Annotated in this window: 10 protein-coding genes and 1 pseudogene; 5 read left to right on the top strand and 6 right to left on the bottom strand. The window is 62.0% G+C overall.

Annotation, left to right across the window (positions count from 1 at the left end; all coding sequences use genetic code 11):
• The 4 genes and pseudogenes from AACR77_RS01915 to dapB all read right to left on the bottom strand — a co-directional run.
• Positions 1-690: pseudogene (locus AACR77_RS01915) on the bottom strand (2-isopropylmalate synthase); the annotation flags it as partial.
• Between the two features lie 503 nt (positions 691-1193).
• Positions 1194-4418: a carbamoyl-phosphate synthase large subunit gene (gene carB / locus AACR77_RS01910; RefSeq protein ID WP_010675188.1), complete on the bottom strand. Its 3225-nt coding sequence runs from the start codon at positions 4416-4418 to the stop codon at positions 1194-1196.
• A 16-nt stretch (positions 4419-4434) separates the two neighbouring features.
• Positions 4435-5571, bottom strand: a complete 1137-nt coding sequence (gene carA / locus AACR77_RS01905) for a glutamine-hydrolyzing carbamoyl-phosphate synthase small subunit (protein WP_042879429.1) — start codon at positions 5569-5571, stop codon at positions 4435-4437.
• Positions 5572-6230: 659 nt separating this feature from the next.
• Positions 6231-7043 (bottom strand): 4-hydroxy-tetrahydrodipicolinate reductase, encoded by an 813-nt coding sequence (gene dapB / locus AACR77_RS01900; RefSeq protein WP_010675190.1) that lies wholly within the window; start codon positions 7041-7043, stop codon positions 6231-6233.
• 316 nt (positions 7044-7359) lie between these two features.
• Here dapB and AACR77_RS01895 point away from each other — a divergent pair, with 316 nt between their 5' ends.
• The 4 genes from AACR77_RS01895 (at position 7360) to serA (ending at position 11702) form a co-directional block, all read left to right on the top strand.
• Complete coding sequence (locus tag AACR77_RS01895) at positions 7360-8706, top strand: Na+/H+ antiporter NhaC family protein (RefSeq protein WP_039040381.1); 1347 nt, start codon at positions 7360-7362, stop codon at positions 8704-8706.
• Between the two features lie 104 nt (positions 8707-8810).
• Positions 8811-9407, top strand: coding sequence for a 5-formyltetrahydrofolate cyclo-ligase (locus tag AACR77_RS01890; RefSeq protein WP_039040382.1), 597 nt, complete (start codon positions 8811-8813; stop codon positions 9405-9407).
• 143 nt (positions 9408-9550) lie between these two features.
• The gene (rpiA, locus tag AACR77_RS01885; RefSeq protein WP_042879427.1) at positions 9551-10204 is read left to right on the top strand and encodes a ribose-5-phosphate isomerase RpiA; all 654 of its coding nucleotides are present in this window, start codon (positions 9551-9553) and stop codon (positions 10202-10204) included.
• Positions 10205-10469: 265 nt separating this feature from the next.
• Positions 10470-11702: a phosphoglycerate dehydrogenase gene (gene serA, locus AACR77_RS01880; RefSeq protein WP_039040384.1), complete on the top strand. Its 1233-nt coding sequence runs from the start codon at positions 10470-10472 to the stop codon at positions 11700-11702.
• Between the two features lie 78 nt (positions 11703-11780).
• Here serA and AACR77_RS01875 read toward each other — a convergent pair whose 3' ends face one another.
• Complete coding sequence (locus tag AACR77_RS01875; RefSeq protein ID WP_039040385.1) at positions 11781-12161, bottom strand: diacylglycerol kinase; 381 nt, start codon at positions 12159-12161, stop codon at positions 11781-11783.
• 141 nt (positions 12162-12302) lie between these two features.
• Here AACR77_RS01875 and AACR77_RS01870 point away from each other — a divergent pair, with 141 nt between their 5' ends.
• Positions 12303-13367, top strand: coding sequence for a 3-deoxy-7-phosphoheptulonate synthase (locus AACR77_RS01870; RefSeq protein WP_010675196.1), 1065 nt, complete (start codon positions 12303-12305; stop codon positions 13365-13367).
• Positions 13368-13578: 211 nt separating this feature from the next.
• On the opposite strand, the gene AACR77_RS01865 is transcribed toward AACR77_RS01870, so the two are convergent.
• Positions 13579-14215 (bottom strand): ATP-binding cassette domain-containing protein (locus tag AACR77_RS01865; protein WP_042879424.1); only part of this gene is annotated, 637 nt, incomplete at its 5' end.

The raw sequence follows: 14215 nt of genomic DNA, 5'->3' as shown, positions 1-14215 counted from the left end.
GTGTCGGCAGAACCACTCCACCTGATCCGCAAACACGTTGGGGGTGCTCACCTCCACCGTGGCGGGGAGGTTCAGGATCATCGGGCGGGCAGCGGCACGCCACTCGTCGATGACGGCGTCACACACCTCGACGGCGAACTCCACCTCGGTACTGCTGAAACTCTCCGGGGAATACTGGAAACTCCACTCGGTGCCCGGATGGCGGGCCGCATACTCCCGCACCCAGCGCGCCCCCTGCACGGCGATGGCCTTGACCCCGTCCTTGCCTGAGTTGAACACATAGTTGCGCTGGGTCGGGTTGACCGAGTTGTAAACGTGAACGATGGCCCGCTTCGCCCCCTTGAGGGCCTCGAAAGTGCGGGCGATCAGATCTTCGCGCGCCTGCACCAGCACCTGGATGGTGACGTCATCGGGGATGAGGTTGCGCTCGATGAGTTCGCGCACAAAATCGAAGTCGGGCTGGGAGGCCGCCGGGAAGCCCACCTCGATGTGCTTGAAGCCGATGTGGGTCATCAGCGCCCACATTTGTAGCTTCTGGGCCACCGTCATGGGCTCGACCAGCGCCTGGTTGCCATCGCGCAGGTCCACGGCGCACCAGAGCGGTGCCCGCTCCAGTACCCGGTTGGGCCACTGGCGATCCGCCAGGTTGATCACGGGGGCACGGCGGTATTTGCGATGATCGAAGCTCATATTCAGATTCCCTTGACGGATGGGCGAGGCGCCGGACGACCGGGCCGACAGGCGGGTGGGGCAAGGAGGGGAAGCGGGTTGGTGCGGTAACACCGTCCCTGACGAGTCGCGCGGCGGTAACCCCGCGACCGGTTTTCCTGCGGCCCCCGTCGGTCACCGGGGCCGGCCACGGCAGCCGGATGGGGCTGCGGGCGCTGATCCTCTCGCACGCCACCTTTCGGTGTGTCGGCGCAGACGACCTTGTTTGTATGAGCACCCAGTATAGGGAGGTCGTGGGGGCGAGAGATTGCGAAGATTGCACCCCATCATGCCAATTCAGCAATATTGATGCAGTGAAAGTTCATTCATGGGGTGAGTATCACCACCCATGATGGATTACTCGCCATCTCACCCATCTTCCTTGAAGGCGTTTCCCCGGAAGTGGCAGGGCGCAGGCAATAAAAAACCCCGCCGTTGCTGGCGGGGTTTGCGTGCATCGAGCGGGCAGCGTGCTGCCGGTGCTCTTAGCGGTTGTTCACCTTCTCATGCAGCTCCTGCACCGAGTTCACATTTGCGGTGGCATCGACACTGATGGCCATGCAGGTGGCGAAGGCCGCATGCAGCGTGGTGGTGTAAGCCACCTTGTGCTGCAGGGCGCCACGGCGCAGCTGCTTGGAATCCTCGATGGCCTGACGACCCTCGGCGGTGTTGACGATGTAGGTGTACTCGCCATTCTTGATGCGATCCAGAATGTGCGGACGACCCTCGTGCACCTTGTTGACCAGACGCGGGTTGATGCTCGCCTCGCCCAAGGTCACGGCGGTGCCGTGGGTGGCGTCGAGGTCATAGCCCAGCTCCAGCAGCTTGGCGGCCAGGTTGACCACCCGCTCCTTGTCGCCGTGGCGCACGGACAAGAGGGCGCGACCTTCGCTCGGAACCTGGTGACCGGCACCCAGCTGCGCCTTGGCATAGGCCTCGGCGAAGCTGCTGCCTACCCCCATGACTTCACCGGTGGAGCGCATTTCCGGCCCCAGCAGTGGATCCACACCCGGGAACTTGGCGAACGGCAGTACCACTTCCTTCACCGAGTAGTAGGGCGGGATGATCTCGGTAGTGAAGCCCTGTTCTTTCAGGCTCTGACCGGCCATGACGCGGGCGGCGATCTTCGCCAGCGGGGCGCCGGTGGCCTTGGAGACGAAGGGCACGGTACGGGCGGCACGGGGGTTCACCTCGATGAGGTAAATCTCGTTGTCTTTCACCGCGAACTGCACGTTCATCAGACCGACCACGCCGAGTTCCAGCGCCAGCTTGCGCACCTGCTCGCGCATCTCGTCCTGAATGGCCTTGGACAGGGTGTAGGGCGGCAGGGAGCAGGCGGAGTCACCGGAGTGGATACCGGCCTGTTCGATGTGCTCCATGATGCCGCCGATGACCACGTCAACGCCGTCGCAGATGGCGTCCACGTCCACCTCGGTGGCGTCGTCCAGGAAGCGGTCCAGCAGCACAGGCGACTCGTTGGAGACGCTCACTGCCTCGGCGAAGTAGCGGCGCAGGTCCTGCTCGTCATAGACGATTTCCATGGCGCGGCCACCCAGTACGTAGGAGGGGCGAACCACCAGCGGGTAGGTGATGCGCGTGGCCAGTTGCACGGCCTGCTCCAGGGCGGTGACAGTGCCGTTTTCCGGCTGCTTGAGCCCCAGGCGCTCGACGGCGGACTGGAAGCGCTCGCGATCTTCCGCGCGGTCGATGGCATCCGGGCTGGTCCCGATGACCGGCACGCCGTTGGCTTCCAATGCCCGCGCCAGTTTCAGCGGAGTCTGGCCGCCGTACTGGACGATGACGCCCTTGGGCTGCTCCACCCGCACGATTTCCAGCACGTCTTCCAGGGTCACCGGCTCGAAGTAGAGACGGTCGGAGGTGTCGTAGTCGGTGGAGACGGTTTCCGGGTTGCAGTTGACCATGATGGTCTCGTAACCGTCTTCGCGCAGGGCCAGGGCCGCGTGTACGCAGCAGTAATCGAACTCGATGCCCTGACCGATACGGTTCGGGCCGCCACCGATGACCATGATCTTGTCGCGGTTGGTGGGATTGGCCTCGCACTCCTCGTCGTAGCTGGAGTACATGTAGGCGGTGTTGGTGGCGAACTCGGCCGCGCAGGTATCGACCCGCTTGTAGACCGGGAAGATGTTGTGGCGGGCACGCAATTTACGCACTTCCCCTTCGGCCACGCCGAGGATCTTGGCCAGACGGGCGTCGGCAAAGCCCTTGCGCTTGAGGGCGCGCAGGAAGTCGGCATCGAGACCGGCCATGCCGCGTTCTTTCACCTGCTCTTCCAGTTTCACCAGCTCTTCAATCTGCACCAGGAACCAGGGGTCAATCTTGGTCAGCTTGAACACGCCATCCATGGAGAGGCCGGCGCGGAAGGCGTCGGCGATGTAGAAGATGCGCTCGGCACCGGCATCCTGCAGCTCGTGACGGATGCGGGTCAGGGAGTCGGGGGCGTTCAGGTCAACCATGGGGTCGAAGCCGGTCTTGCCGGTCTCGAGACCACGCAGGGCCTTGTGCAGGGACTCCTGGAAGTTGCGGCCGATGGCCATCACTTCACCCACGGACTTCATCTGAGTGGTCAGACGGTCGTTGGCGCCGGCGAACTTCTCGAAGTTGAAGCGCGGCACCTTGGTCACCACGTAGTCGATGGCCGGCTCGAAGGAGGCCGGGGTGCGACCACCGGTGATGTCGTTCATCAGCTCGTCCAGGGTGTAACCGATGGCGAGCTTGGCGGCGATCTTGGCGATGGGGAAGCCGGTCGCCTTGGAGGCCAGCGCAGAGGAGCGCGACACCCGCGGGTTCATCTCGATGATGACCATGCGGCCGTCTTTGGGGTTGATGCCGAACTGGACGTTGGAGCCGCCGGTCTCGACACCGATCTCGCGCAGCACCGCCATGGAGGCGTTGCGCATGATCTGGTACTCCTTGTCGGTCAGCGTCTGGGCTGGCGCGACCGTGATGGAGTCACCGGTGTGGATGCCCATGGGGTCGAAGTTTTCGATGGCGCAGACGATGATGCAGTTGTCGTTGCGATCCCGCACCACTTCCATCTCGTACTCTTTCCAGCCGATGAGCGACTCGTCGATGAGCAGCTCCTTGGTCGGGGAGAGATCCAGACCGCGCTCGCAGATCTCCACGAACTCTTCGGTGTTGTAGGCGATGCCGCCGCCCGAGCCACCCATGGTAAAGGAGGGACGGATGATGCAGGGAAAGCCTACCATCTGCTGCACGCCCCAGGCCTCTTCCATGTTGTGGGCGATGCCGGCACGGGGGCACTCGAGACCGATGCTGCGCATGGCCTTGTCAAAGCGGGAGCGATCCTCGGCCTTGTCGATGGCGTCGGCGGTCGCGCCGATCATCTCGACACCGAACTCCTTGAGCACGCCATGCTGCTCCAGCGCCAGGGCGCAGTTCAGCGCAGTTTGACCACCCATGGTGGGCAGGATGGCGTCCGGGCGCTCTTTCTTGATGATCTCGCGCACCACTTCCCAGGTGATGGGCTCGATGTAGGTGGCGTCGGCCATCTCCGGGTCGGTCATGATGGTGGCCGGGTTGGAGTTCACCAGGATGACGCGGTAGCCCTCTTCTTTCAGGGCCTTGCACGCCTGGGCGCCGGAGTAGTCGAATTCGCAGGCCTGACCGATGACGATGGGGCCGGCGCCGAGGATCAGGATGCTCTGTAGGTCGTTACGTTTTGGCATGGCTCTCTTTATCCTCTTAGGCGCGATACTGCTTGATCAATTCAATAAAGTGGTCGAACAGACCGGCACAATCGTGCGGGCCCGGGCTCGCTTCGGGGTGACCCTGGAAGCTGAAGGCCGGACGGTCGGTGCGATGGATGCCCTGGAGCGACCCATCGAACAGGGAGACGTGGGTGGCACGCAGGCACTCGGGCAGGGTTAGCTCGTCCACCGCAAAGCCGTGGTTCTGGGCGGTGATCATCACGGTGTTGTCGTCCAGACTCTTCACCGGGTGGTTGGCACCGTGGTGGCCGAACTTCATCTTGATGGTCTTGGCGCCGGAGGCCAGGCCCAGCAACTGGTGGCCCAGGCAGATACCGAACACCGGGGTGTTGGTATTGAGGAAAGCCTTGATAGCTTCGATGGCGTAGTCGCACGGCTCGGGGTCGCCGGGGCCGTTGGAGAGGAAGATGCCATCCGGGTTCATCGCCAGTACCTCGGCGGCCGGGGTCTTGGCCGGCACCACGGTCAGGCGGCAGCCACGGTCCACCAGCATGCGCAGGATGTTGCGCTTCACGCCGAAGTCGTAGGCCACCACGTGGTATTTCAGCTCATCGGCCGCCGGGGTGACGTGACCCTTGCCGAGCTGCCAGCTGCCTTCAGTCCAGCTGTAGGATTCGCTCACGGTCACTTCCTTGGCCAGGTCCATCCCCTTCAAACCGGGGAAGGCGCGGGCCTGTTCGAGGGCATGGGCTTCATCGAGCTGCTTGCCGGCCAGGATGCAACCGGCCTGGGCGCCTTTTTCACGCAGGATGCGGGTCAGCTTGCGGGTGTCGATGTCGGCGATGCCAACGATGTTGTGAGACTTGAGGTAATCGGAGAGGGATTGCTGATTGCGGAAGTTGGAGGCCAGTATCGGAAGGTCCCGGATGATGAGGCCCTGAGCATGGACCTGACTGGACTCTTCATCTTCGCTGTTGGTGCCGGTGTTGCCTATATGGGGGTAAGTGAGGGTAACGATCTGACGGGAATAGGAGGGATCTGTGAGGATTTCCTGATAACCCGTCATCGACGTGTTGAAAACCACTTCACCAACGGAACATCCCTCGGCGCCTATCGACACGCCTTTGAACACAGTTCCATCTTCCAGCACTAGCAATGCAGTGTGATTCAAGACAACCTCCAGTTATTTAGCTTTAAATTCAGCAATTTACCTGGGTGTTGCGGGCTCGGTTCCGGTCTTTGACAGGACTCGAACCCGGCAGATTTCTGGCAAATTGGGCGCATTCTACTTAAAAACGATCTCATTTCAACGTCTTTTCTCGTTTGAAATGCATCTAAATTCAATAAACAAGCAACATTACCCATTATCTATGCACTCGGTTGCTTTGCAACCCCCTCTTCAAAAAGAAAAGCCAAACACAGACCACAAAGCGGCACCCGATGCCATGCAACGTACAAAAAACCAAATTTACCACTTAATAAACAGCAAGATAGAAAATTAAAAAATAAACAACACAACAGCAAAAACACCATTTGAAGCCAGAAAAGTGAACACCAAGAATAGAAAACGTTTTTCTTGGATTGCATTTTTAGTCTATTTCACATCAAGGCGAAATGCCCCCCGCAGGGGAATATTGAGACCCAAACCCGTTACCCCTTGATGACATTTTTGTCGCAAGAGGGTGGCAGGCTTGTAAGAATGGCAGGATTTAGCGAGGTTCACTCAAAAAGTGATGATTAAGGCTCATTTCTACAAAAAAGTGACAAAAAACCCCGGCGGACCGGGGTTTGGCAACCAGTACGGGAGTCTGCACTCCCCCTGAAGACGGTTTATTTCAGACCGAGCACATCCTGCATGTCATAGAGACCGGCCCCTTGCTGGCCGAGCCACTTGCCCGCCCGCACTGCACCGTTGGCGAAGGTCAGACGGCTGGAAGCCTTGTGGCTGATCTCGACCCGCTCGCCGATGTCGGCAAACATGACGGTGTGCTCCCCCACCAGATCTCCGGCGCGGATGGTGGCAAAGCCGATGGTGTTGCGATCCCGTTCACCGGTGATCCCCTCACGGCCATAGACGGCGCACTCTTTGAGATCCCGGCCCAGGGTTTTCGCCACCACTTCTCCCATGGAGAGCGCAGTGCCGGACGGAGCATCCACCTTGTGTCTGTGGTGCCCCTCGATGATCTCGATGTCGGTGTACTCCCCCATCACCCTGGCCGCCTGCTCCAACAGCTTGAACACCAGGTTGACCCCGACCGAGTAGTTGGAGGCGAAGACGATGCCGATCTGCTTGCCCGCCTCGTGCAGGGCCGCCTTGCCCGCCTCGTCAAAGCCGGTGGTGCCGATCACCATCTGCTTGCCATGCGCCAGTGCAAAGGCGAGGTTCGCCAGGGTCACCTCGGGGCGGGTGAAGTCGATGATGAGATCGAATTCGTCCTTCACCTTCTCCAGACTGTCGCTGATGATGACGCCAAGGCGCCCCAGGCCGTTGAGTTCACCCGCATCCAGACCTATCACGGCAGAGCCCGGTCGTTCCAGCGCCGCTCCCACCACCACGCCCTCGGCGTTGGCGATAGCCTCCAGCAGCACCTTGCCCATACGACCATTACAGCCCATCACGGCCACACGGATCGGATTGTCCATCTCCACCCTCTCATCTCTTTATTATGGAAAGAGACCGTTTTACCAGCCCGCGTCCCCTTTGAAAAGCCCGATCTGGCCCGCCAAACCACCCCGACATTTAAACGATAAATTCATTAAAAACAGAATAAATAACGGAATTACCAGACAAGTCAGAATCACGAAGTAAAAAGCCCTATCCATCTGGACGGCTATCTTGACCCGGGCGGGCCGACTCACTACTGTTGGCCCCCCATGGTGGCAGGATGCCCGCCCTGTGCCCGCCCTGGAGGCGCCACAGGCAACGACAGGAGGTCATTGTTCAAGTTTCGAGGAACACATGATCCAGACCCAACCCCGTGCCAGAGCCCTGCTGCCCCTTCTGGTCTTTCTTGCCCTCTTCATCGGTACCGGTACCTGGCTGACCCTGCAGGGGGTCGAGTTCGCCTTCTACCAGCTCCCCGCCCCCGTTGCCGCCCTGCCCGCCGTCATGCTGGCCCTGCTGATGGGACGCGAGGGGTTCAACAAGAACCTCGAGACCTTCTTCAAGGGGGTGGGCGAGAGCAACATCATGGCCATGTGCCTCATCTATTTGCTGGCGGGCGCCTTCGCCACCGTGGCCAAGGCCACCGGCGGGGTGGATGCCACGGTCGCCCTCGGCCTCTCCCTCATTCCGGGCTGGTGCCTGCTGCCGGGGCTCTTCCTCATCTCTGCCTTCATTGCCACCGCCATGGGTACCTCCATGGGCACCATCGGCGCCGTGGCACCGGTGGCGCTGGGCGTCGCCCAGGCCGCCGGCATCGATCCGATGCTGATGGCGGGGACCATCCTCTCCGGCGCCATGTTCGGGGACAACCTCTCCATCATCTCCGACACCACCATCGCCGCCACCCGCAGCCAGGGCTGCGAGATGAAGGACAAGTTTCGCGAGAACATCAAGATTGCCGCCCCCGCCGCCGTGCTGGTGATCCTGCTCTATCTGGTGCTGGGCTCCACCGGTGAAGCGCCGGCCCCCACCGCCGAGGCGGACTTGCTCAAGGTCGCCCCCTATCTGCTGATCCTGGTGCTGGCCCTCTCTGGCATGAACGTCTTCATGGTACTGGGGCTCGGCATCCTGGCGGCCGGTGGCGTGGGGCTGCTTGGCAGCTACTCCCTCGGCCAGTTCAGCAAGGACATCTATCAGGGCTTTACCAGCATGCAGGAGATCTTCCTGCTCTCCATGCTCATCGGCGGTCTGGGTGCCCTGATGGAACGCCAGGGTGGGCTCGCATGGATAAGTGAGCGCATCGCCGCCCTGATTGCCCGCTTCACCCGCCACCACGATGGCGAGCAGAACGAAAAGGCGGCCGAGCTCGGCATCGCCGGCGTGGTGAGCCTCACCAACCTGTGCACCGCCAACAACACCGTGGCCATCATAGTCGCGAGCAAGGTGGCCAGGGATCTGGCGGACCATCACGGGGTCACCCCGCGCCGCGCCGCCTCCATGCTGGACATCTTCTCCTGCGTGGTACAGGGGCTCATCCCCTGGGGCGCCCAGGCGCTGCTGCTGGGTTCCATCTTCGCCCTCTCGCCGATCCTGGTCGTGAGCATGAGCTTCTACCCCATGGCGCTGGCACTGGCCGCCATCGTGGCCGTCTTCCTCAAGCACCAGATGGGCGCAGTGGCTCCCGCCCCCCACCGTTCCTGACACCCGACCTCAGGGGCCGCCCGGCTGGCGGCCCCGCCATCAGCTTTTCATCCCGTCGGCCCCTTGCTAAGGTAGCGCCAGCCCACCTTTGCCCAGGAGTCCCCATGCCGGATACCCAACCCGAACGCCAGAACCTGCGCCAGCTCATTCGCCAGCGCAGAAAAAGCCTGAGCCAGGCCGAGCAGCAGGCGGCGGCCCAACAGCTGGTCGAGCGCTTCCAGGAACATCCCGGCATCCTCGCGGCCAGGCGCATCGCCCTCTATCTGGCCAACGACGGGGAGCTCGATCCCCTGCCCGCCATCCACTGGCTGTGGGCCCGGCAAAAGGAGGTCTACCTGCCGGTGCTGCACCCCTTCACCCCGGGTCACCTGCTCTTCTTGCGCTACACCGCCACCACCCCCATGACCCGCAACCGCTACGGCATCGCCGAGCCCGAGCTCGACGTGCAGCAGGTGCTGCCCCACAGCATGCTGGACATCATCTGCACCCCGCTGGTGGCCTTCGATGAGGCTGGCAACCGCCTCGGCATGGGGGGCGGCTACTATGATCGCACCCTCGCCTGCTGGCACGAGCACCAGCTCGGCCCAAGACCCCTGGGGCTCGCCCACGATTGCCAGCAGGTGGATGCCGTCCCCCGGGAGCAGTGGGACGTGCCGCTCCCCCAGATCATCACCCCCAGCCGCAGCTGGCACTTTGCCTGATCAGGCGGGGGCGCCCCCTTCGGTTCAATAAACAGGCAAACGATTTACATCTTGGGGATTTTTGCGCCGGAACGTGAGCACCATGGTCGCTCTGGGGGGGATGCTTGGATATAATGCGCCCGCTTTTTCCATAAGGATCCATCATGACTCAAGATGAAATGAAGAAGGCGGCCGGTTGGGCTGCGCTCAAATACGTGGTACCCGGCACCATCGTCGGGGTGGGCACCGGCTCTACCGTCAATCACTTCATCGACGCACTGGCGACCATGAAAGACCAGCTCAAGGGCGCGGTGTCGAGCTCCATCGCCTCCACCGAGCGCCTCAAGGGTCTCGGCATCCCGGTGTTTGACCTCAACGACATCGATGCCCTCTCCGTCTACGTGGATGGTGCCGACGAGATCAACGCCTGCCGCGACATGATCAAGGGGGGCGGCGCCGCCCTGACCCGCGAGAAGATCGTCGCCGCCGTGGCCGACCAGTTCATCTGCATCATCGACAACACCAAGACCGTCGACGTGCTGGGCACCTTCCCCCTGCCGGTGGAAGTGATCCCCATGGCCCGCGAATACGTGGCCCGCGAGATCCGCGCCCTTGGCGGCAACCCGGTGTGGCGTGAAGGGGTGGTGACCGACAACGGCAACATCATCCTGGACGTCAAGGGCATGGCCATCACCGATGCCAAGGCTCTGGAAACCCGCCTCAACAGCATCGTGGGCGTGGTCACCAACGGCCTGTTCGCCCACCGTGGCGCCGACGTTGTGCTGATCGGCACCCCCGAGGGTGTGATCACCAACTAAGGCCCGCTCCCCGGACCTCCCCCTCCGGGCAAGCCCCCGCCCGGGTCAGTCAATCTGACTGCCCCAAATGGACAACGGCGCCTCATGGCGCCGTTTCTGGTTATCCCTCAATGGCTTGTAGCAGCACATCTGCAACAATCGTTGATAACTTCAAAGAATTTGACTTTCGTCACAAATATTCCCTCTCCCAAACGTTTTTGCTACTTTACGGTTTTCTTCACACTGCAAGCCTGAACGCATTTTTCAAAACAATAGAGGGAACGTCATGACAGCCAAGTTTTCGCTGGACAAGGATAAGATCAAGGTACTGCTGCTGGAGGGAGTCCATCCCAATACGGTGGAGACCTTTCGGGCAGCCGGCTACACCAATGTGGAATATCTGAAGACGTCCCTGTCGGAAGAGGAGTTGATCGAGCGCATTCGTGACGTGCATTTCGTGGGCCTGCGTTCACGCACCCAGATCACTGAGAAGGTGCTGGATGCCGCCACCAAGCTGGTGGCCATCGGCTGCTTCTGCATCGGCACCAACCAGGTCTCCCTCGACGCCGCCCACGTGCGCGGCATCCCCGTCTTCAACGCCCCCTTCTCCAACACCCGCTCCGTGGCCGAACTGGTATTGGGGGAGATCCTGTTGCTGCTGCGCGGCATTCCCGAGAAGAACGCCAAATGCCATCGCGGCGTCTGGGAGAAGCTGGCCAACCGCAGCGTCGAAGCCCGCGGCAAGAAGCTCGGCATCATCGGCTACGGCCACATCGGCACCCAGCTTGGCATCATCGCCGAGATGATCGGCATGAAGGTCTATTACTACGACATCGAGAACAAGCTCTCCCTTGGCAACGCCATCCAGGTGCCGAACCTGGTGGAGCTGCTCAACATGTCTGACGTCATCAGCCTGCACGTACCGGAAACCGCCTCCACCAAGGATCTCATCGGTGCAGAGCAACTGCGCATGATGAAACCGGGCGCCATCTTCATCAACGCCTCCCGCGGCACCGTGGTGGACATCGACGCCCTGGCCGACGTCATCAAGAGCGGCCACCTCTCCGGCGCCGCCATCGACGTCTTCCCGGTGGAGCCCAAGTCCAACGACGAGGAGTTCCTCACCCCCCTGCGCGGCCTGGACAACGTGATCCTGACCCCCCATATCGGCGGCTCCACCCAGGAAGCCCAGGAGAACATCGGTCTGGAAGTGGCCAACAAGCTGGTCAAATACTCCGACAACGGCTCCACCCTCTCCGCAGTCAACTTCCCGGAGGTCTCCCTGCCCGGCCACAAGGGCTCCAGCCGCCTGCTGCACATTCACCGCAACCAGCCCGGCGTGATGAACCAGATCAACCAGATCTTCGCCGACGAGGGGATCAACATCGCCGGTCAGTACCTGCAGACCAGCAGCGAGATCGGTTACGTGGTCATCGACGTCGAAACCGAGCACAGCGAGAAGGCCCTGGCCCGTCTCAAAGAGATCAATGGCACCATCCGTGCCCGGATCCTGCACTGATAAGCCCTTATCTGCGCAGCAAAAAGCCCGTCGTGATGACGGGCTTTTTTATGTCAGGAGAAAGGTTGCTCTCGCAACCTACCACCAGCCCAGCAGGTTGCGGCCCACCAGGGCGCCCCACACCAGGGCATTGAGGGCCAGGGCGATGAAGACGGCGGCGGAGCCCAGATCCTTGGCGCGGCCCGAGAGTTCGTGATGCTCGGAGCCGATGCGATCCACCACCGCCTCCACGGCGGAGTTGAGCACCTCGACGATCACCACCAGCCAGCTGATGCAGACGAGCAGCAGGATCTCGTTGAGGGAGTCACCTATCCAGAATGCCAGCGGCATCAGCAGCAAGATGAGCAGCAGCTCCTGACGGAAGGCGGCCTCGTTGATCCAGGCCGATTTGAGACCTTTCATGCTGTAACCGGTTGCGTTGATGATGCGGGTGATCCCGGTCGCGCCTGGCTTTGCCACGATAACTACCTCATTTGAAATGGCTTTTGGGTTCACATCCTATCAGAGCCGCCCAAGGTTTCCATCGGGTGACTTTTGCTTTATTTTATTCCCTTGCATTTTGGCATCCCGCCCACCTTATCCACTCGAGAATTGAGTCGTATGTCCATTCACACCGATGAATTGCGCACCCGTCGCCTGGAGGCCCTGATCACCCCAAGCGAGCTGGCGCACGCCTTCCCGTTAACCGACACCATCGCCCAGAACCTGCTGGATGCCCGCCGCCAAGTGGAAGCCATTCTGTCCGGTGAGGATCAGCGCCTGCTAGTCATCGTCGGCCCCTGCTCCATCCACGATCCCGCCGCCGCCCACGAATACGCTCTGCGTCTGAACACCCTGCGTGAAGAGTACAAAGAGAGCCTGTGCATCGTGATGCGCACCTACTTCGAGAAGCCGCGCACCATCGTCGGCTGGAAGGGGCTCATCAATGATCCGCGCCTGGACGGCAGTTTCGACGTCAATGAAGGGCTGAAACTGGCCCGCAAGCTGCTGGTGGACATCAACGAGACCGGCATGCCCACCGCCACCGAGTTCCTCGACATGGTGACCGGCCAGTACATCAGCGATCTCATCACCTGGGGCGCCATCGGGGCGCGCACCACCGAGTCCCAGGTTCACCGGGAGATGGCCTCCGCCCTCTCCTGCCCGGTGGGGTTCAAGAACGGCACCGACGGCAACACCCGCATCGCCATCGATGCGGTGCGCGCCGCCCGTCACAGCCACATCTTCTACTCCCCGGACAAGGACGGCAAGATGACCATCTACCGCACCGCCGGCAACCCCTACGGCCACGTGATCCTGCGCGGCGGCCACCGTCCCAACTACGACACCGCCAGCATCGACGAGGCGTGCGAGGCTCTGGCCCAGGTGGGCCTGCCGGAGCGCCTGGTGGTGGACTTCAGCCACGGCAACAGCATGAAGGATCACCGCCGCCAACTGCTGGTGGCCCAGGATATCTGCGATCAGCTGCGCCGCGGTCGCACCGGCATCGCCGGCATCATGGCCGAGAGCTTCCTGGTGGAAGGGCGTCAGGACGTGGAGAACGGCTGTGCCGCCACCTTCGGCCAGAGCATCACCGATGCCTGTCTGTCGTGGAGTGACACCGAAACCCTGCTGGCCATGCTGGCAGAAGCCGCCCAGGTGCGGCTGGACAAGCAGAAAGCCTGAGCAACCGCTCAACGCTCCATCTACCAATGAAAAGAGCCAGGCATCATGGATGCCTGGCTCTTTTCATGTCCACAGTGATTCACTCGCCCCCTTGGTTTCACTCAGCCTCTGCAGGTTTTCAATGCTGTATCCGTAGTCGACGGAGCGGCTCCCTTCTCCCGCTTGTTTCAAAAGAATGGGAGAAGGACTGGGGATGAGGGGGAAGCCCGCCTCACAGGCTCGGCATAAACCAGGTGCGGCCGGCCGCCTCGATGCGATCGGTACGGATCTGGAACACCCGCTCCAGCAGCGCCTCGTCGATGATCCCGACGTCCCCTTCCCCCACCACGCGGCCCTGTTGCAGGCAGAGCACGCGATCCGCCCAATCGATGGCCAGATTGATGTCGTGGATGGCCACCACCACCAGCAATCCCTGTGCAGCCAGTTGCTTGAGCAGCCGCAGCAGCGCCATCTGGTGATGCAGATCCAGCCCCGCCAGGGGTTCGTCCAGCAGCAGCACCCGCCCGGTCGGATTGAGGCTTGGCCACAGTTGCAGCAGGGTGCGGGCGATCAGCACCCGCTGCTGCTCCCCCCCGGACAATCGGCTGAAGTCCCGAGCCAGCAGAGGCGCCAGTTCCAGGGCGTCGCACACATCCGCCACCGCCTGCGCCTGGGCATCGGGCCCCCCCTCCTCCAGCCCCAGGCTCAGCACCTGGAACACCGGGATGTGGAACAGCTGGGGCTGGCGCTGGGGCAGCATGGCGCGCCGCGTTGCAAGCTCGGGCCAGCTCAGGGTCGTGATGACCTCTCCTCCCAGCAAGACGGCGCCATCGGCGGGCAGCAGGCCCGCCAGGGCCCCGAGCAGGGAG

The organism is Aeromonas sp. ZOR0002, from assembly GCF_963866995.1.
Taxonomy (GTDB): domain Bacteria; phylum Pseudomonadota; class Gammaproteobacteria; order Enterobacterales; family Aeromonadaceae; genus Aeromonas; species Aeromonas caviae.
This window is presented reverse-complemented; position numbering and strand designations above follow the sequence as displayed.